This is a genomic window from Janthinobacterium sp. GW456P (assembly GCF_002127655.1).
GTDB lineage: Bacteria > Pseudomonadota > Gammaproteobacteria > Burkholderiales > Burkholderiaceae_D > Janthinobacterium.
The window spans coordinates 91,483-109,966 of record NZ_NEHB01000014.1 but is presented as its reverse complement, the minus strand read 5'-3'; the positions used below and the strand labels follow the sequence as shown (position 1 = coordinate 109,966).

Annotated in this window: 14 protein-coding genes and 1 pseudogene; 4 read left to right on the top strand and 11 right to left on the bottom strand. The window is 61.7% G+C overall.

Features of this window, described 5'->3' with window-relative positions:
* Positions 1-28: 28 nt before the first annotated feature.
* From CBW66_RS29795 to CBW66_RS15385, 7 genes and pseudogenes are all read right to left on the bottom strand, one after another.
* Positions 29-139: pseudogene (locus CBW66_RS29795) on the bottom strand (zinc-ribbon domain-containing protein); the annotation flags it as partial.
* A 280-nt stretch (positions 140-419) separates the two neighbouring features.
* Positions 420-2,681, bottom strand: coding sequence for a YgiQ family radical SAM protein (locus tag CBW66_RS15410; protein ID WP_216354564.1), 2,262 nt, complete (start codon positions 2,679-2,681; stop codon positions 420-422).
* Between the two features lie 227 nt (positions 2,682-2,908).
* A complete protein-coding gene (locus CBW66_RS15405) occupies positions 2,909-3,187 on the bottom strand; it encodes a DUF4404 family protein (protein ID WP_070219601.1) in 279 nt (92 codons plus the stop codon).
* An 11-nt stretch (positions 3,188-3,198) separates the two neighbouring features.
* Positions 3,199-3,411 (bottom strand): VF530 family DNA-binding protein, encoded by a 213-nt coding sequence (locus CBW66_RS15400; RefSeq protein WP_070219603.1) that lies wholly within the window; start codon positions 3,409-3,411, stop codon positions 3,199-3,201.
* A gap of 109 nt (positions 3,412-3,520) precedes the next feature.
* Entirely contained in the window at positions 3,521-5,674 is a 2,154-nt protein-coding gene (locus CBW66_RS15395) for a M3 family metallopeptidase (protein WP_086137492.1), read from the bottom strand.
* A gap of 228 nt (positions 5,675-5,902) precedes the next feature.
* A complete protein-coding gene (locus CBW66_RS15390) occupies positions 5,903-8,059 on the bottom strand; it encodes a M3 family metallopeptidase (protein WP_230492320.1) in 2,157 nt (718 codons plus the stop codon).
* Between the two features lie 154 nt (positions 8,060-8,213).
* Complete coding sequence (locus CBW66_RS15385) at positions 8,214-8,432, bottom strand: SlyX family protein (protein WP_070290273.1); 219 nt, start codon at positions 8,430-8,432, stop codon at positions 8,214-8,216.
* A gap of 160 nt (positions 8,433-8,592) precedes the next feature.
* Between CBW66_RS15385 and CBW66_RS15380 the strand changes: the two genes are divergently transcribed.
* Positions 8,593-8,982 carry a type II toxin-antitoxin system RelE/ParE family toxin gene (locus tag CBW66_RS15380; protein ID WP_230492321.1) on the top strand — a complete coding sequence of 130 codons (390 nt, stop codon included), beginning with the start codon at positions 8,593-8,595 and terminating at the stop codon, positions 8,980-8,982.
* Positions 8,979-9,335: an addiction module antidote protein gene (locus CBW66_RS15375; protein ID WP_086137490.1), complete on the top strand. Its 357-nt coding sequence runs from the start codon at positions 8,979-8,981 to the stop codon at positions 9,333-9,335. Before CBW66_RS15380 ends, CBW66_RS15375 begins: the two co-directional genes overlap by 4 nt.
* A gap of 7 nt (positions 9,336-9,342) precedes the next feature.
* Here the strand turns inward: CBW66_RS15375 and CBW66_RS15370 are convergent, their stop codons facing one another.
* Positions 9,343-11,403: a UvrD-helicase domain-containing protein gene (locus CBW66_RS15370; protein WP_086137636.1), complete on the bottom strand. Its 2,061-nt coding sequence runs from the start codon at positions 11,401-11,403 to the stop codon at positions 9,343-9,345.
* A 209-nt stretch (positions 11,404-11,612) separates the two neighbouring features.
* Between CBW66_RS15370 and CBW66_RS15365 the strand changes: the two genes are divergently transcribed.
* Positions 11,613-12,098, top strand: a complete 486-nt coding sequence (locus tag CBW66_RS15365) for an SRPBCC family protein (protein ID WP_086137489.1) — start codon at positions 11,613-11,615, stop codon at positions 12,096-12,098.
* A 1-nt stretch (position 12,099) separates the two neighbouring features.
* On the opposite strand, the gene CBW66_RS15360 is transcribed toward CBW66_RS15365, so the two are convergent.
* Together CBW66_RS15360 and CBW66_RS15355 are read right to left on the bottom strand one after the other, a co-directional pair.
* On the bottom strand, positions 12,100-13,221 hold the full coding sequence (locus CBW66_RS15360; RefSeq protein WP_230492322.1) for an HD-GYP domain-containing protein: 1,122 nt from the start codon (positions 13,219-13,221) through the stop codon (positions 12,100-12,102).
* Positions 13,222-13,385: 164 nt separating this feature from the next.
* Entirely contained in the window at positions 13,386-14,834 is a 1,449-nt protein-coding gene (locus CBW66_RS15355; RefSeq protein WP_086137634.1) for a dihydrolipoyl dehydrogenase, read from the bottom strand.
* 128 nt (positions 14,835-14,962) lie between these two features.
* Between CBW66_RS15355 and CBW66_RS15350 the strand changes: the two genes are divergently transcribed.
* On the top strand, positions 14,963-15,853 hold the full coding sequence (locus CBW66_RS15350) for an ArgP/LysG family DNA-binding transcriptional regulator (protein ID WP_086137488.1): 891 nt from the start codon (positions 14,963-14,965) through the stop codon (positions 15,851-15,853).
* Between the two features lies 1 nt (position 15,854).
* Here the strand turns inward: CBW66_RS15350 and CBW66_RS15345 are convergent, their stop codons facing one another.
* A complete protein-coding gene (locus CBW66_RS15345) occupies positions 15,855-17,906 on the bottom strand; it encodes a primosomal protein N' (RefSeq protein ID WP_086137487.1) in 2,052 nt (683 codons plus the stop codon).
* Positions 17,907-18,484 lie beyond the last annotated feature (578 nt).

The window sequence follows — 18,484 nt, the reverse complement described above, 5'->3', positions numbered from 1 at the left end:
AATCATGGCCGCACTGGCCACAGGATTTGCCCGGCACGGCAGCGGCGGCGGCGGTCGTGGCGACGGCAAACGTCGTGCCGCAGGAAGAACAGAATTTGGCGCCCGGCTTATTCTCGGCTTGGCAGGAAAGGCATTTCAATTGGCATCTCTTTTCATATCAACGCTGGGAGTCGCGTACGCTGGCGCTTGCCAGAATGGCAGCTTTGTTGCCGTACGGCTAAATATCCAACGAGTATATTTTCAAACACCAAATTGCCACAAGGGAAAATTACCTTTTACTCTATTCAATTTTTAAATATTGGTAAAAATCCCGCCGCCCCCGCGTTTTATGCCCCATCCTGGTGCGCCCATAGCAAAAAACCCGGCAACGCAGTACGCGTTGCCGGGTTTTTCAAAGGATGCCCGAGGGCGAAGACTATTTACTTGCGTCCACCCCGTGCCGGCGCGGCATGGCCGCCCTTGGCCGGCGGCTTGCTGCCACGCCCCATCGGCACGGCGGCCGGCTTGGCCTTCGTCTTGATGGTCGACAGAATCGATGGACGCACTTTCGACTCGGCGGCCGACGCTTTGGGCGCCGCTGCCGTGCCGCCCAGGGCGATGCGGTTCTTGCCCGGCGTGACCTTGAACTTGTCCGGCGTGCCGGCGCCATGCGTCTGGCGGCTGCGTTCGCCTGCGGCCAGGCCGCCCGATTCCGACGACGTCCAGGCCGGTATCAAATGCTTGTCGCCATTGCCGATCAAGTCGCCACGGCCCATGTTGACCAGCGCTTCGCGCAAGATCGGCCAGTTGGCCGGGTCCTGGTAGCGCAGGAAGGCTTTATGCGTGCGGCGGATCTTGCCGCTGCGCGCCGTTTCCACCACTTCCGAGTCGGCTGTGACCTTGCGCAAAGGATTCTTGCGCGTGTGGTACATCGTCGTGGCCATAGCCATCGGCGTGGGCATGAAGGTCTGTACCTGGTCCAATTTAAAATTGTTTTTCTTTAGCCACAGGGCCAGGTTCAGCATGTCCAGATCCGTCGTACCCGGATGGGCGGCGATGAAATACGGGATCAAATACTGCTTCTTACCCGCTTCCAAGGAAAAACGGTCGAACATTTCCTTGAATTCGTCGTAGGCGCCGATGCCGGGCTTCATCATCTTCGATAACGTCCCCTCTTCCGTGTGCTCAGGGGCGATCTTCAACAGGCCGCCCACATGGTGCGTGACCAGTTCCTTGACGTACTCGGGCGAACGCACGGCCAGGTCGTAGCGCAAGCCCGAACTGATCAGCACTTTCTTGATGCCGGGAATGGCGCGCGCCTTGCGGTACAGGGAAATGAGCTTGCTGTGGTCCGTGCCCAGGTTCACGCAGATGGACGGATACACGCAGGACAGGCGGCGGCACGACACTTCGATCTCTTTTTCCTTGCAGGCCAGGCGGTACATATTCGCCGTCGGACCACCCATATCGGAAATGGTGCCCGTAAAGCCCTTGGTTTTATCGCGGATATGCTCGATTTCACGCAGGATCGACGGTTCCGAACGGCTCTGGATGATGCGCCCTTCGTGCTCCGTGATCGAGCAGAAGGTGCAGCCGCCGAAGCAGCCGCGCATGATGTTGACGGAAAAGCGGATCATTTCCCAGGCGGGGATGTGCGCCTTGCCATAGCTCGGGTGGGGCGCGCGCGCGTAGTTCATGTCGTACACGCCATCCATCTCGTCCATGGCCAGCGGCAGCGGCGGCGGGTTGAGCCACACGTCGCGTTCGCCGTGCGCCTGCACCATGGCACGCGCATTGCCGGGATTCGATTCCAGGTGGAACACGCGCGACGCGTGCGCGTACATCACCGGGTCATCCTTGACGACGTCGTACGACGGCAGGCGCACGACGGTCTTGTCGTGCTTTTCCTTGGCCATGGCCAGGCGCTCTTCGCGGCTCATGATGCGGATCGGCTTGATGACTTCAGCCGATTTCGACGCATTTTCCGTGGCGCAGGCGGTCTTGTCTTCCTGCACCATCTCATACGGGCTGTAGTGCGGGTCGATCTTGCCGGGCACGTCGACGCGGGTGGAATTGTGCACGCCCCAGTCGTCGCCGGGCAGCCAGCCGGCCGGCACCATGAAGGCCGTGCCGCGCAAGTTGCGGATGTCCTTGATGTTTTCGCCGGCGGCCAGGCGGTGGGTCAGGTCGACCAGCGCCCGCTCGGCATTGCCAAAGATCAACAAATCAGCCTTGGAATCGGGCAAGACGGAACGGCGGACCTTGTCCGACCAGTAATCGTAATGGGCGATGCGGCGCAACGATGCCTCGATGCTGCCGATGACGATGGGCACGTCGGAATACGCTTCGCGCGCGCGCTGGGCGTACACGGTAACGGCGCGGTCCGGGCGTTTATTCGGTTCGGCATTGGCCGTGTAGGCGTCGTCGGAGCGGATCTTGCGGTCGGCCGTGTACTGGTTGACCATGGAATCCATGTTGCCGGCGGTAATGCCGTAGTACAGGCGCGGCTTGCCGAGGATGCGGAAGGCGTCGGCCGACAGCCAGTCGGGCTGGCTGATGATGCCGACTCTGTAACCCTGCGCTTCGAGCAGGCGGCCGACCAGGGCCATGCCGAAACTCGGATGGTCGATGTAGGCGTCGCCCGTGACGAGGATGACGTCGCACTGGTCCCAGCCCAGGGCGTCCATCTCGGCACTCGACATCGGCAGGAAAGGCGCCACGGCAGCGCGGGCAGACCGCTTGGGAACGGTCGCAAATAAATTGGTAGGGGAGCTCATAGGGTACGGATTGTACCGGAATTGGCCATGTCCAACCTGAAGGCCTGCTTTTTACTGTTGGATTTCAGTACAAAAAACGTTTATTTTTCAATCACTTGGGGAGCAATGCGTCCCAGCGGGGCGCATTGCGATCGCGAAACGGCTACTCCCGATCAAATCCCCATGTTCGCCAGAATCTCGCCCAACTCGCGCAGCGCCGGCTCCAGTTTCGGATGCTTGACGGCAAACTTGGCCGACAATTCCTGGCTGCGCTCGGCCAGTCCATACGTGGTCGACTCTTCTTCCTGCTCTTGCGCGGCGCGCTTTTCCATCAGCAACTTGATGTCAACATCGAGTTTTTGCAGCAAACCATGCAGTTCTTCATCGACGGGACCGCTGCTTGCCAGTGTCGAATGCAGCTGTTGCAACGATTCCTTGAGTTTGCTATCCATGTTTTTTCCTGTCAGTCAGTAAATTGCGTGTCCAGGAACAATTGTTCCACCTTGCTCCTGGCCCACGGGGTCTTGCGCAAAAACTTCAGGCTCGACTTGATGCTGGGATCGCTGATGAAGCAATTGATATCGATATGCTTGGCCAGGCCGTCCCAACCGTAGTGGGCGTGCAGGCGCGTCACGATACCTTCCAGGGTAATGCCATTCAAATCTTGCTGACTCATATACTCTTTCAACTGCCTTCTTGTTTACATCTTACTCAATTCTACGCCGCCGGCACGGAAAGCTTGCGTGCGCCATGTCAACGCAACGCAAGCTTCTGATGAGGACGCCTTACTTGGCGTTCAAGCCGCGGCGTTCCAGCAATGGTTCCACCGTGGCATCGCGGCCGCGGAAGTCGCGGAACAGCTGCAGCGCATCGACGCTGCCGCCGCGCGACAGCAACTTGCTGCGGAACCAGTCGCCATTCTTGCGCGTCAGGCCGCCGTTTTCCTTGAACCAGTTGACCGATTCCGCATCCAGCTTTTCCGACCACAGGTAGGCATAGTATGCCGCCGAGTAACCGCCCGAGAAGCTGTGCGAGAAGTACGTGGTGCGGTAGCGCGGCGGCACGGGCGCGTAATCGACGCCCGCATCCTTCAGCGATGCCGCTTCAAAGGCCAGCACGTCGGTCGGGATCTGGCTCGGCGCCAGCTGGTGCCAGCGCTGGTCCAGCAGGGCCGCCGACAGGTATTCCGTCGTCATGAAACCCTGGTTGAATTTCTTCGCCGCCGTGACTTTATCGAGCAATTCCTGCGGCATGGCCGCGCCGCTCTGGTAGTGCTTGGCATAGTTTTGCAGCACTTCCGGCCACACGGCCCACATTTCATTGACTTGCGACGGGTATTCGACGAAGTCGCTCGGCACGCTGGTACCGGCAAAGCGCGGGTATTTCACGTTCGAAAACATGCCGTGCAGCGCATGGCCGAATTCGTGGAACATGGTCGTCACTTCATCAAACGTCAACAGCGTCGGCTGGCCGGCGGGCGGCTTCGGAATATTCAATTGATTCGCGACCACCGGATGCGTGCCCATCAGCGACGACTGCGACACGTATTCATTCATCCACGCGCCGCCATGCTTGTTGCCGCGCGCATAGAAGTCGGCGATGAACAGGGCGAGCGGCTTGCCGTTGGCGTCCAGCACGTCATACACGCGCACGTCCGGGTTGTACACCGGCAAGTCCTTGCGCTCTTTGAAGCTGATGCCATACAACTTATTCGCGGCAAAGAAAACGCCGTTGTTCAGCACGCTGTTGAGTTCCAGGTACGGTTTCAGCTCGTTTTCATCAAAATTGAACCGTTGCTTGCGCAGCTTGTCCGTGTAGATGGCCCAATCGGCGGCCGCCACCTGGAAGCCGCCCTTTTCCGCATCGACCACTTGCTGCAGGTCGGCCGCTTCGCGGCGCGCGTTGGCCACGGCCGGCTTGGCCAGTTCCGACAGCAGGGTGTTGACGGCCGTCGTGGTCTTGGCCGTCTGGTCTTCCAGCGAGTACGCGGCATAGTTGGCGTACCCGAGCAAGGTGGCCCGTTCGGCGCGCAGTTTGGCCAGTTTTAACACGATGGCGCGGTTGTCGAACTCGCCGCCCTGGCTGCCCCGGTTCAGCGAGGCATCCATCAGGCGCTGGCGTGTCTTGCGGTCCGTCAATACGGCCAACGGCGGCTGGCCGCTGGTATTCACCAGGGCGATGACGAACTTGCCCGTCAAACCCCGTTCCTTGGCGGCCGCTGCGGCCGTGTCGATATCGCTGTCCGTCATGCCGGCCAGTTCGGCGCGGGTGTCGACAACGATGCTCTTGGCATTCGTTTCCTTCAGCACGTTTTGCGCGAAGGCCGTTTCCAGGCCCGCCTGCTCGGCGTTATAGGCTTTCAGTTTTTCCTTGTCCGCATCGGACAGCTTGGCGCCGGCGCGCACGAAATCCGTGTGATAACGTTCCAGCAAGCGCAGGGATTCGGCATCGAGGTCCAGCTTGTCGCGCTTGGCGTACAGGGTGTCGATGCGGGTAAACAATTTCGGGTTCAGGGTGATGGCATCGCCATGCGCGGCCAGTTTCGGCGACACGTCCACTTCCACCGCTTCCAGCACGCTGTTCGTGTTGGTCGAGGTCATGTTGCTGAAGATGCTTTGCACGCGGTGCAGCAACTGCCCAGTGCGTTCGAGGGCCACGATGGTGTTTTCGAAACTGGCCGGCTGGCGGTTGTTGGCAATCGCATTGACTTCGGCCAGCTGGCGTTTCATGCCCTCGGCAAACGCCGGCGCATAGTGCTCGTCCTTGATCAAGCCGAACTGCGGCATCTGGAACGGCAGCGGGCTCACTTTGAGCAGGGGGTTCTGGGCGCTGACGGCAGCGGCAGGCGCGGATTTTGCCGTGGCGGCAGCCATGGCGGACGGGGCGGCGTGGGCCAGCATGACGCTGGCGGCGATGACGAGCAGTTGTGGACGGATCATGACATCTTTCAGGAAGCGCGGGGAAGAACCGCGATCGCGTCGCGGGCCAGTGGCAGATCATAGCAGCCTGTCACACAGACGTCATCCAACATGGGCGATCCTGTGGTGCAGCACGCGAAATGCCCGGTTTACCACGGTTTGCAATCGAAAACTCCAAATAAAAATGGCCACCCATTACTGGGTGGCCATTGATGTTCAGCACAGGCGAGGCCAGTGCTGGGGGAGGAATTACTTGCCGTTCAAGCCACGGCGTTCCAGCAGCGGTTCGATCTTCGCATCGCGGCCGCGGAAATTGCGGTAGATGTCGAGCGCATCGGCGCTGCCGCCGCGCGACAGCAACTTGCTACGGAACCAGTCGCCGTTCTTGCGCGTCAGGCCGCCGTTTTCCTTGAACCACTCGACCGTGTCGGCATCGAGCTTTTCCGACCACAGATACGCGTAGTAGCCGGCCGAATAGCCGCCCGCGAACGCGTGCGAGAAATACGTGGTGCGGTAGCGTGGCGGTGCCGGGGCGAAATCGACACCCGCTTCCGTCAAGGCGTTTTTTTCAAACGCCAGCACGTCGGTGGGGATCTGGCTTGGCGCCAGCTGGTGCCAGCGCTGGTCCAGCAGGGCCGACGCCAGATACTCGGTGGTTTTATAGCCCTGGTTGAAATTGTCGGCCGCCGTCACTTTCGCCAGCAGTTCGGCCGGAATAGCCGCGCCCGTCTGGTAGTGCTTGGCGTAGTTTTGCAGCACTTCCGGCCACAGCGCCCACATTTCATTGACTTGCGACGGGTATTCGACGAAGTCGCGCGGCACGCTGGTGCCGGCAAAACGCGGGTATTTCACGTTCGAAAACATGCCGTGCAGCGCATGGCCGAATTCGTGGAACATGGTGTTGACTTCGTCAAACGTCATCAGGGTCGGCTGGCCCGCTTCCGGTTTCGGAATGTTGAGGTTATTCGCGATCACCGGCTTGCGGTTCAGCAAGGTCGACTGGCCCACGTAGGCATTCGCCCAGGCGCCGCCGCGCTTGTTGCTGCGCGCGTAAGGGTCGAGCGTGAAGATGGCCAGCTGGGTGCCATCTTCATTGAAGACGTCGTACACCAGCATGTCGGACGTGTAGACGGGCAAGTCGGTACGCTGCTTGAACGTGAGGCCGTACAATTTACCGGCGGCAAAGAACACGCCCTTGGTCAGCACGCTGTGCATTTCAAAGTACGGTTTCAACTGCGTCTCATCGAAGTTGTAGCGTTCGGCGCGTACCTTGTCGCTATAGAAAGCCCAGTCGGCGGCACCCACCTTGAAACCGCCTGTGCCCGCATCGATGACCTTCTGGATATCGTCCGCTTCACGGCGCGCATTGACGACGGCCGGCTTGGCCAGCTCGCCCAGCAGGGCGTTGACGGCGGTGGTGTCGTGCGCCGTCTGGTCTTCCAGCGAGTAGGCCGCGTAGTTCGGGTAGCCCATCAGCGCGGCACGTTCGGCGCGCAGCTTTGCCAGTGCCAGCACTTCCTCGGTGTTGTCGAACTCGCCGCCCCGGCTGCCGCGCGCTTGCGAGGCGGCCATGATGCGTTCGCGCACGGCGCGGTTGGTCAGCAGAGACAGCGGCGCCTGGCCCGTCGTGTTGACGAGGGCGATCACGTATTTGCCATCCAGGCCGCGCTTCTTGGCCAGGCCGGCAGCCACTTCGATGGCGGCCGGCGACAGGCCGTCGAGTTCTTCGCGCGTATCGACGACGACGGCCGACGCGTTCAATTCCTTCAGTACATTTTGCGCGAACTTGGTCGACAAGGCAGCCAGCTGGCCGTTGTAGGCGCGCAGCTTTTCCTTGTCCGCCGCCGACAGCTTGGCGCCGGCGCGTACAAAATCAGTGTGGTAGCGGACCAAGAGGCGCTTCGATTCGGCATCGAGGCCCAGCTTGTCGCGCTTGGCGTACAGGCTGTCGATGCGCTTGAACAATTTTTCATTGAGCATGATCGCGTCGCTGTGGGCCGCCATTTTCGGCGCCAGCTCGCGTTCCAGGCCCTGGATCGTCTCATTCGTGTTGGAACCGGACATCACGGAAAACACGGTGCGCACACGGCCCAGCAGCTGGCCCGAGCGTTCCATGGCCACGATGGTGTTGTCGAAGGTGGCCGCTTTCGGGTTATTGGCAATCGCGTTGATTTCCGCCAGGTTGGCGGCCATGCCTGCCGTAAAGGCCGGCGCGTAGTCGGCGTCCTGCACCTTGTCGAACGGCGGATACTGGAATGGCAGGCTGCTCGCTTGCGCAAACGGGTTCGAGGCGGGCAAGGCTGCGGTAGCGGCGGGCACGGTGGTAGCGGCGGTGGCGGCAAAAGCGGCGGCGGCTGGCGCCAGCATCAGGCTGGCGGCGATGACGAGCATTGTAGGACGGGTCATGTCTTCTTTCAAGGAACGCAAGAGAGCCGCGATTGTGTCGCGGGCCAGCCTGAAATAATAACAGCCTGACACACTTGCGTCACCAGCAACTACCGATGGTAGCGCGCCCGCCAGTGATGAACGGTTTTCATGCGTCCCGTACCAGGATACCGATTTAATAATGCGGCGGACGCTCGTTGACCAGCCCGCCATTTGCCTGCTGCGCCCCGTCGCGCACGTGCTCGCCCAGCTTGTGCAGCATCGCTTCCAGCTGGTCGATGCGCTTGCCCTGCTGGTACACCATCTGGTTCAGCGACTCGACCAGGTCTTCCTGCTGCGCCAGCTTGATTTCGATATCGACGAAACGTGTTTCCATCTGTTCTGCATTGTCCATGGTGCTCCCGGTGATTCCTGACTGAAAGCGGCATTCTACCGCCGCAGCGGCGTGCGCCAGGACAAACAAACGGCATTCTTCCCGGTGCGGCGCCGATTCCTGCCTATTCTCTGTGTATAGCTGGATCAAACCGCTTGACGAATGAGAACAAACGATTACAATGGTTGAACCAACACCAACACCAACCGAGCCACTGCTGATCGATACGCGCAAGACGGCCGAATACCGGCGCTGGGAAGACTCCCTGCACGATGTGGCGGCGGCCGCCATCGATGCGCGCATCAAGCATTTGCAGCACGGTAAAAAGGGCGACTGGCGGCCCGTGGGCGAAGGCGTGTGCGAACTGCGTTTTTTACAGACGGGACCTGGCTGGCGCGTGTACTTTCACGAAACCAACCTGGGCACCTTGATCTTGCTGCTGCTGGGTGGCGACAAATCCAGCCAGCGGCGCGACATCAAGCAGGCGCAAGCGATACTCAGGGACTTGAAAGCCCGGCAGGCGGCCCTGAAGAAAGCGGCGGCGGCATTCACAGGAGCACGAAAGAAATGAACCCCGATATAGACCATGACACCTTCGACCTCGACGACCTGGAAGCCTTAGGCCTGAGCAAATTTGATCCGACGCAACACCTGACCAGCAAGGCCGCCGTGGCCGCCTACATGAGCGAAATCGTCGCCACCGGCAACGCCGAACTGTTCCAGTCGGCCATGAACGACGTGGTGCGTGCCTATGGCATGGGCAAGGTGGCGGCCCGGGCCGCCATCACGCGCGAAGGCGCGTATAAAGCCTTGCGCGAAGGCAGCAAACCGCGCTTTGAAACCATTGTAAAGATGCTCGATGCGCTGGGCATGCAGCTGGCCATCGTGCCGAAAACCACGCCCGACAACACCGTGGAAGCGTGAACGCTGCTTAAGCCTTCGGCGCGGCCAGCAAGGCCTTCATGCGCGCCAAGCGTTCTTTCGGCGAAATCACTTCCGCCTCCGTCGGCACGGCGTCGCCCACGTCGAGTTGCATTTCCTTGATGAAGCGCGACGGGTCGCAATGGACTTGCTCGCCCGCCCGCTTGCGCTTCTTGCACCAGGTGACGTGCAAGGTGCGCTGGGCGCGCGTGATGCCCACATACATCAGCCGCCGCTCTTCCTGGATGCGTGCGGCGATGGTTTCGGCGGGCGCGTCCGCGTCGCCCTTGTGCGGCAAGATCCCCTCTTCCACGCCGACCAGAAACACGTGCGGAAACTCGAGCCCTTTCGACGCGTGCAGGGTGGACATGCGCACGGCGTCCTGCTCCTCGTCCTTGCCTTCCAGCATCGTCATCAGGGCCACCATCTGCGTCAGTTCCAGCACGTTCTTTTCTTCGCCGTCGCGGTCCTTGCCGCCCCGGCCCCGTTCCTTGAGCCAGTTGACGAATTCGAGCACGTTCTGCCACTTGCTTTGCGCCTGCCGTTCCTCGAAGGCATCGTACAGATACGATTCGTAGTGGATTTCCTTCATCATGTCGTCCAGCACTTCGGCCGCGTTGTCGCCGCTGCCGGCCGCACCAGGGCGGCTGGCGCGCGACTCGAGGTCGTTGATGAAGTTGCAGAAGTCGCGCAGCGGCCCCAGCTGGCGATCCGTCAGCTTGGCCTCGATGCCGCCTTTAAAGACGGCCTGGAACAGCGAGCACTGCCACTGCCCCGAGAATGCGCCCAGCACTTCCAGGGTCGACTGGCCCACGCCGCGGCGCGGCGTCGTCACGGCGCGGATGAAGGCCGGGTCGTCGTCTTCGTTGGCCAGCAGGCGCAGATAGCTGATGATGTCCTTGATCTCGGCCTTGTCGAAGAAACTCTGGCCGCCGGAAATCGTGTACGGGATGCGTTCCTTGCGCAGACACTGTTCGATGATGCGCGCCTGGTGGTTGCCCCGGTACAAAATCGCGTAGTCGGAAAATTTGTTCTTGCGCTCGAAATGGTCGGCCGAGATCATGATGGCGACCTGCTCCGCCTCCTGCTCGTCCGTCTGCATGCCCAGCACCTTGATCGGCTCGCCCAGGCCGTGTTCGGACCACAGCGACTTTTCAAACAGTTTCGGGTTGTTGCCGATGACAGCGTTGGCCGCATTGAGCACCCGCATGGTGGAGCGGTAATTCTGCTCGAGCTTGATCACGCGCAAATCGGGGAAATCCGTTTCCAGCGTTTTTAAATTTTCCACCGTGGCGCCGCGCCACGCATAAATCGCCTGGTCGTCGTCGCCCACGGCCGTAAACATCGGCTTCTTGCCGATGCCCGTCACCATCAATTTGACCAGTTCGTACTGGCAGGTATTCGTATCCTGGTATTCATCGACAAGCAGGTAGCGCAGCCGGCGCTGCCACTTGTCGCGCACGGGACCGTTGTTGCGGAACAATTCCACGGGCAGGCGGATCAAATCGTCGAAATCGACGGCCTGGTAGGCGGAGAGCGTCGCCACATAGCTGCGGTAGATGCGCGCCGCGTTGGCTTCATCTTCATCCTTGGCTTGCGCCAGCGCCATGTCCGGGTCGATCAGGCCATTTTTCCACAAGGACATGGCATTCTGGATGCCGCGGATCACCTGTTTATCGGTGGTAATGGCGAGATCTTGCACGAGGGAAAAACAGTCGTCGCTGTCCATGATGGAAAAGCGGTCTTTCAGTCCCACGCCATTGGCTTCCTGGCGCAGGATTTTCACGCCCAGCGAGTGAAAGGTCGACACCGTCAACTGCTTGGCCTGGCGCGGCTGTTTCAAGAGCTTGGCGATGCGTTCCTGCATTTCCAGCGCCGCCTTGTTGGTGAAGGTCAGCGCGGCGATGGTGCGCGGGTCGTAGCCCCGGTCTTCGATCAGATGGGCGATCTTTTGCGTGATCACGCGCGTCTTGCCCGAACCGGCGCCCGCCAGCACCAGGCAAGGGCCGTCGAGGTAGGTAACCGCTTCGCTTTGGGGCGCATTCAGACCGAACTGTGGTGCTTTGGACATCAGGGTATTTCCGCAGGGAACAGCAGCCCATTGTAACAGCGTCGCGCCCGCCTTTTGCAGCATGACGCCTGCCAGAAAAACAGGCAATGGCATTGATATATCGCCATATGCCGCCATCTTGGCCGATTCAATGCGTGCGGCGATGCCACGCCTGGAGTACCATTCCGCCTATATCGCCCGCGCGCGCCCACTTACCGAATGGCAGTCCCATGAAATTTGAACACCTGATTGAAATCAACGATCCTTTGAACCCGCTGATCGACACCTTGACCCTGGAGCAAGTCTGGCGCGGCCTGGTCTTGCGTGCCGAATCGCCAAAGCTGTTCGTGCCGCACCTCGATGAGTGCCAGATCAGCGAGCGCTGCGATGCCGGTTTCGCGCGCAGCCTGCGCTATGGCGAACTGGTCATCAACGACAAGGTGGTGCTGGTGCCGCAATTGCAAGTGCGCTACGAAGTGCCGGCGCAAAAAGACATCAGCGCCTCCTCGCTGGTGATGACCATCGAAATGCCGGACGAAGCGAGCCTGTGGGTGCGCTTCCAGTACGACGACGGCCACGACGCGGCCACCGACGAAGCCAACGCCCTGTACGACGACTTCCGCCGCTCGGCCTACAAGGAATCCGACATCGACACGGTGCGCGTCATGCGCGAACTGGCGCTCGAGGGACGGCTGGATGCAGGTCTGCTGAACTAATTCAAACTCTTGCGCTGCGGCCCCACAGCTGGTCGGGGCGAAACTGCAGTCCCGCCTGCTCCGCGCTGAGCACTTCGCGGATGGCATGCAAGTCCACGCGCGTATCGCGCCGCAGCGGCACATCCAGGCGCGCGCCGCGCGGGCCGATCAGCGACTGCACATGGGGCGTGGTGGCATTCAAGCCCTTGCGCGTGACGATGCCGATTTCTCCATTGAGCAGTTTGACGAAGGTGCCGACGGGATAGATGCCCAGCTCGCGCACCAGCAGGGACGCCAGCGGCGCGTCCAGGGTCGCTTTTTCCGCCGACAGCATCTCGCGCAGGGCCACGTTCGGCAGCAAAGGCTGGCGATAGCTGCGCTTCGAGACGCGCGCGCAATAGCGGTCGGCCAGCATGACCAGCCGGGCGCCGATACCGATCGCCTCGCCTTGCGTGCCCAGCGGATAGCCGCTGCCATCGATATTTTCATGGTGCTGCAGCACGGCTTGCAGCCAGACGGCGTCCGTCACGCCCGCGGCACGCAGCAAGTCGACGCCCGCTTGCGGATGGGCGCGCAAATAGGCGCGCTCCTGCGCGTCCAGCGGACCCGCCTTGTGCTGGAAATCCGCATGGCGTTCCAGCATGCCCACATTCATGGAGAGCGCGGCCAGCAGCACGCTGCGCACGACGGCGTCGTCGAGTTTCAGGGCGCGCGCCAGCAGGGCCGCGATGACGGCCGTGTCGACGCTGTGCCGCGCGGCAAAGTCGCCCGCGCCCTGGTTGTGCAGAATGCAGGCCAGCGCCACGTCGGCGTCCAGAACAACGGCCTCTTCCACCAGTTGCGCCAACGGCACCAAGGATAAGTGGCTGCCCGCCTGCCCGGCCGCAATGAGCGGCAGAACGAGGGCCAGGCCAGCCGTGACGAGGTTCAGCATGCGCAGGGCCGACGGCGCCTCCGTCGCCGTGCGCGGCACGTCGGCGCTGGTATCGGCGATGACGCCGCGCGCCAGCAGCAATGCGATCTGGTTCTCGCTGCTGATGACATGGCCCAGCCTGGCCAGCAAGCCGCCCGTTTCGCCGTGCACGTCCCAGGGCAAGGCCACGCCCAGGGCGAGTTCTCCCGCGTAAATGCGCCGAATTTTCACATCGCCTCCATCATCGCCTGCACCCGCTTGTTTTTACCATCCTGGCATCAGCGGTATGTACCAATTGAAATATTTTTTGCTTTTAATCAATATTTCAATGTGGCAGCGATGATCGCGCAATCATGTGCGCTTGTCTACAAAATTGTGTAAATATAAAAATTGCATCAGACGCCAGGCGAGCAGTCGGCGCAGCCCGGTGCGTGTTCCGGATCTTTTTCCAGGTGCAGCGCCAGTTCGCGCAAGGCCGTGCGCACGCCTTCCTCGATGACGGGATGGTAGAACGGCATGTCGAGCATGGCGGGCACCGTCAGCTGCGCCTGGCATGCCCAGGCCAGCAAGTGGCCCAGGTGTTCCGCCCGAGGGCCGATCAGCTCGGCGCCAAGAAAGCGCTTGCTGCCAAACTCCGCATACACGCGCAACATGCCCTGGTTTTGCAGCATGACGCGGCTGCGGCCCTGGTTGCCGAACGACACGGCGCCCACGGCAAAGCGGCCCGCGTGGCTCACGCACAATTGCTGGTAGGTGGCGCCCAAGGTGGCGATCTGCGGCTCCGTGAAGGCGATCGCCAGCGGCGTGCGGCGCAAACCCGGCTTCACTTCGGGGTAACGGGCCGCGTTCTCGCCCGCGATGCGGCCCTCGTCGGCTGCCTCGGGCAGCAGCGGCAAGGCGTTGTCGGCATCGCCGGCGATAAAGATGGCGCTCTTGCCGCACTGCATGGTGTGCGGGTCATGCAGGGGGATGCCGTGACGGTCGAGTTCGATCTGCGCCGTCTCCAGGCCGATCTTGTCCACGTTCGGCCGGCGGCCGATGGCGGCCAGCACGTACTCGAACTGCTCGGTTTTTTCCTGGCCCGCGTCATCGCTACTGGTCAGCGCGATGCCGCCGCCGTCCGGCGTTTTTGCCATGTGCGCGACCTTGGTCATGAAACGGATATCGAGTTCGCGCGCCAGCACGGCATCGGCCTCGCGCAGCACCAGCGGGTCCGTCAGCTGCGCGACTTTATTACCGCGCGCGAACAAGGTCACGCGCACGCCCAGCCGCGCCAGCGCCTGGCCCAGTTCCAGACCGATGACGCCGCTGCCGACCACGGCGACTGACTTTGGCAAGTCCGTCCATTCGAACACGGCGTCGCTGCTGATGACGCGCTCACCCGCCGCTTGCCACTCGGGCGGCACGATGGGCGTGGAACCGGTGGCGATCACCACGCTGCCGGCTTCAACGAGCGTGTGTTCATCGACCTGCAATGTGCCGGGGGAAATAAAACGTGCATGGCCGCGCAGCTTTTCTTCGTCGGGGATGGCGTTGACGCCGTCGAGCACGAAGCCGACAAAACGGTCGCGCTCGCTGCGCACCCTGGCCATCACTTGCCGGCCGTCGATGCGCACGGGCCCCGGATGCACGCCGAAAGCGGGCGCGGCAGCCACGGCATGGGCCGCCTCGGCCGCCGCGATCAAGAGCTTGCTGGGCATGCAGCCGACCCTGGCGCACGTCGTGCCGTACGGTCCGCTTTCGATCATCAGCACGCGCTTGCCCTGCATGCGCGCCGCCCTGTGCGCCGTCATGCCGGCCGTGCCGCCGCCGATCACGGCCACATCCACTTGTATCGTCTTCATCGTGCGATCCATCCCACTGAGTTGCTCACAGCGTTCGATACTACCCGTTTGGCGAAAATAAGGTTTTACTTTGCTGCAATATGTGTATTAGTATAACTAATCATTTTCAAAATTTATAAGCTGAGCTAATGGGATCACTCGATTATCGCGCGCTGGCCGTGCTGGACGCCGTGGCCAGCCATGGCAGTTTCGACAAGGCCGCCCTGGCGCTGGGCATCACCCAGTCGGCCGTCTCGCAGCGCATCAAGGCGCTGGAAGACGCCAGCGGGCGCTTGCTGATCATCCGTGGCCAGCCGGCCGTGCCGACAGGCCTGGGCCAGCGCCTGATCGTGCATCACCGCAACGTCAAGCTGATGGAAGCGTCGCTCGACATCGACCTGGGCAACAGCGTCAGCATGCCGGAAATCGCCATCGCCATCGATGGCGACAGCCTGGCCACGTGGTTCCCCGACACCTTGTCCGCCCTGCTGGCGCCGCCGCGCTGCCAGCTCGACGTACGCCTGGCCGACAGCGACAGCGCCTTGCAGATGGTGCGCGACGGTTCCGTGTTTGGCTGCGTGGCGGCCGAATCCGGCACGGCGATCGACGCGGCGGCCGCCACCAGCGTCACGCCGCTGGGTACCTTGCGCTATGTCTGCGTGGCTACACCCGTGTTTGCGGGCCACTGGTTCGGCGATGGTTTTATGGCCGAGGCGGTGCAACTGGCGCCGGCCGTCGTGGGCCAGCATGGCTTGCTGGCGCGTTTCCTGGCGGAACAATTGAACATGCGCGAACCGTTTCCGCACCATACCTTGCCGGTGGAAGCGGCGCGCCGCGCCTGCGTGCAGGATGGCCTGGCCTACGGCCTGATGCCGCAGCGCCTGGCCGCGCAGGCGCTGGCGACGGACCGGCTCGTCGATCTGCTGCCGGGCCGCACCCTGGATGTGCCGCTGAGCTGGCACGCGTGGACCCTGGACACGCCGTTTACCAAGCTGCTGTCGGAGCAGATCGTCAAAGCGGCGCGCGATTACCTGCAGTAATTTAAATATCGAGCGGGTCCACTTCCAGCGACCACTTTACGCGCGTCTTCATGGCGCGCAACTCGGCTAACCATTCCTTTAAAAACGCCTGCAGGGCGGGCCGCGAGCTGGACTCCAGCAGCAGCTGGGCGCGGTCCACGTTGTAGACGCGCGTCATGCTCATGGGAATCGGGTCATTGATGGTCACCTGCGGGTGTTCCATGCATTCCTTGGCCGCCTGCAGGAATTCGATCGCCGTGGCCAGCTCGGGCGCCTCGGCGCGCAGCAGGGCCTGGAACAGATACGGCGGCAGCGCCGCCTGCGCCCGCTCTTCCAGCAGGGTCGTGGCGAAATGGTCGTAATCGTGGTTGACGACGGCGTCGTACAGCGGATGGCGCGCATAGCGCGTCTGGATCAGCACTTCACTGACGCTGCCCCCTGCCGTCTGCGCGGCCCGCCCGGCCCGGCCCGCCACCTGCATCAGCTGGGCGAACAGGCGTTCGCTGGCGCGGTAATCCTGCGAAAACAGGGCCGTGTCCGGATTCAGAATACCGACCAGGGTCAGCTTTTTGAAATCGTGGCCCTTGGCCACCATCTGCGTGCCGATCAGAATATCGACTTCCCCCCGGTGCACGGTGTCGAACGCTTCCTGCGCGCTGCCCTTCTTGCGCGTGGAATCGGCGTCGATGCGCAAGATGCGCGCCTCGGGAAACAATTGCTGCAAGCCTTCTTCGACGCGCTGCGTGCCCCGTCCCAGCGGCTGCAAGTCGACGTTGCCGCACGTGGGGCAATGGCGGGGGATGCGCAGTTCCAGGCTGCAATGGTGGCAGCGCAGCCGGTGCTCGGGCTTGTGCAGCACCATGAACGAGGTGCAGCGCGTGCAATTGCTGATCCAGCCGCACGATTCGCAGCAGATCACGGGCGAATAGCCGCGCCGGTTCAGGAACAGCAGCGACTGCTCGCCGCGCTCCATGCGCAGTTTTAATGCGGCGACCAGGTGCGAGGTCAGGCCATCTTTCGGCTTGTCGCGCTCCATGTCGAGGATCTTGACGCGCGGCAACACCGCATTTTTGACGGCCCGCTCGCGCAATTCCAGCTTGCGGTAGCGCCCCGTCTGTGCATGGTGCCAGCTTTCCAGCGACGGCGTGGCCGAACCGAGCACGATGGGAATCTGCAATTGCCAGGCGCGCCACACGGCCAGGTCGCGCGCGGAATAGCGCAAGCCTTCCTGCTGCTTGTAGGACGGGTCATGCTCTTCGTCGATGACGATCAATTTCAATTTTGGCAACGATGCCAGGATAGCCAGGCGCGTGCCGAGGATGATACGCGCCTGGCCCTGGTGCGCGGCCAGCCAGTGCAGCATGCGCTCGCCTTCGGACAGGCTGCTGTGCAAAGTCGCCAGCATGACGCCGGGAAAGCGCGCGCGGATATTGCCTTCCAGCTGGGGCGTCAGGTTGATTTCCGGCACCAGAATCAGGATTTGCGCATCGTCCTCGCGCGCCAGCACCTGGGCGCACGCTTGCAGATACACTTCCGTCTTGCCGCTGCCCGTCACGCCGTACAGCAGGGTGGGCTTGAAACCCTGGGCGCCGCCGATGGCATCGGCCGCCTCTTGCTGAGCAGCATTGAGCGCCGGCATGTTCAGCGGCGTGCCGTCGTGCGCGTCGGCCAGCTTGGCCAGCTTCTTGATGGCGCGGTCCAGCGCCACGGTGGTGAGCACGCGCAAGTTCTTCGGCAAGCCCGGCAGCGCCACTTCGCCGAGCGGGCGCTGGTAGTAATCGGCGGCAAACGCGGCCAGCGCCAGCCACTGTGCCGACAGCGGCGCCAGCTGGCTGCGCACGGCCAGCACGTCCTTCAATTTCGCGGCGGGCACATCGGTGCTGTCGGACACGCCGACGATCAGCCCCATCACTTCGCGCCGGCCGAATGGCACCAGCGCCAGCTGCCCCACTTGCGGCTGCGGCACGGCAGCGCCCGTATCCGCCGCCGCTGTCCAGCGGTAGTCGAACAGGGCGTTCAAGGGCGTGTCGAGCGCGATGTTCAGGATGCACGACGTCAAAATGCACTGCGACATGGGGGTAGGGCCTATCTGAATAAAAAAACGCGCCGCAGGGGCGATGGCGCGGCGGGATGTCCGGCATTAAGCCAGCGGGCCATGATACTTGTTTCGTCCGTCAAACGCCTAACGACGGACGGGACGGCGTGCTCTCGTGCCTGAAGAAAATTCTGTGGATAACTTTGTGGACAAAGCAAAATTAACTTTCAGAAAAATGTGGACATAAAATTTCGACTGCCGTCAAGCGCGGCACGCAAGAAAAATTAATCATTTAAAATCAATGGCTTAAAAATTGATGCCCGGGCGGCCACAAATCCACAGGACATTTCCGCCGCTGTGCATAACTGAGCCATTTGTAATGTATTGATACAGAAATCAGCACCATTTTGAGGCGTCCGATCGAGAAAAACGCGGACGGCATGCAGCAAAATTGACAATTGCCGGGCAAGCGTTCGTTTTTATCTGAAGGACGACGAAACATTGTTCAATTATCATGCGCTGCAACATGCACTTCAGGTGAAACCTGAACATCGGCGCTAAGTATCGGTTAACAAAATACTTTTCAATTTTATCCACAGAATCTGTTGATAACTTTG

Excerpts from the sequence above, each read along its gene's own strand:
- CBW66_RS15385 (WP_070290273.1), bottom strand. The coding sequence starts at position 8,432 with ATGGACAATGCAGAACAGATGGAAACACGTTTCGTCGATATCGAAATC.
- CBW66_RS15405 (WP_070219601.1), bottom strand. The coding sequence starts at position 3,187 with ATGGATAGCAAACTCAAGGAATCGTTGCAACAGCTGCATTCGACACTG.
- CBW66_RS15400 (WP_070219603.1), bottom strand. The coding sequence starts at position 3,411 with ATGAGTCAGCAAGATTTGAATGGCATTACCCTGGAAGGTATCGTGACG.
- CBW66_RS15375 (WP_086137490.1), top strand. The coding sequence starts at position 8,979 with ATGAACCCCGATATAGACCATGACACCTTCGACCTCGACGACCTGGAA.
- CBW66_RS15410 (WP_216354564.1), bottom strand. The coding sequence starts at position 2,681 with ATGTCGAGTGCCGAGATGGACGCCCTGGGCTGGGACCAGTGCGACGTC.
- CBW66_RS15395 (WP_086137492.1), bottom strand. The coding sequence starts at position 5,674 with ATGATCCGTCCACAACTGCTCGTCATCGCCGCCAGCGTCATGCTGGCC.
- CBW66_RS15365 (WP_086137489.1), top strand. The coding sequence starts at position 11,613 with ATGAAATTTGAACACCTGATTGAAATCAACGATCCTTTGAACCCGCTG.
- CBW66_RS15350 (WP_086137488.1), top strand. The coding sequence starts at position 14,963 with ATGGGATCACTCGATTATCGCGCGCTGGCCGTGCTGGACGCCGTGGCC.
- CBW66_RS15345 (WP_086137487.1), bottom strand. The coding sequence starts at position 17,906 with ATGTCGCAGTGCATTTTGACGTCGTGCATCCTGAACATCGCGCTCGAC.
- CBW66_RS15390 (WP_230492320.1), bottom strand. The coding sequence starts at position 8,059 with ATGACCCGTCCTACAATGCTCGTCATCGCCGCCAGCCTGATGCTGGCG.
- CBW66_RS15380 (WP_230492321.1), top strand. The coding sequence starts at position 8,593 with ATGGTTGAACCAACACCAACACCAACCGAGCCACTGCTGATCGATACG.
- CBW66_RS15355 (WP_086137634.1), bottom strand. The coding sequence starts at position 14,834 with ATGAAGACGATACAAGTGGATGTGGCCGTGATCGGCGGCGGCACGGCC.
- CBW66_RS15370 (WP_086137636.1), bottom strand. The coding sequence starts at position 11,403 with ATGTCCAAAGCACCACAGTTCGGTCTGAATGCGCCCCAAAGCGAAGCG.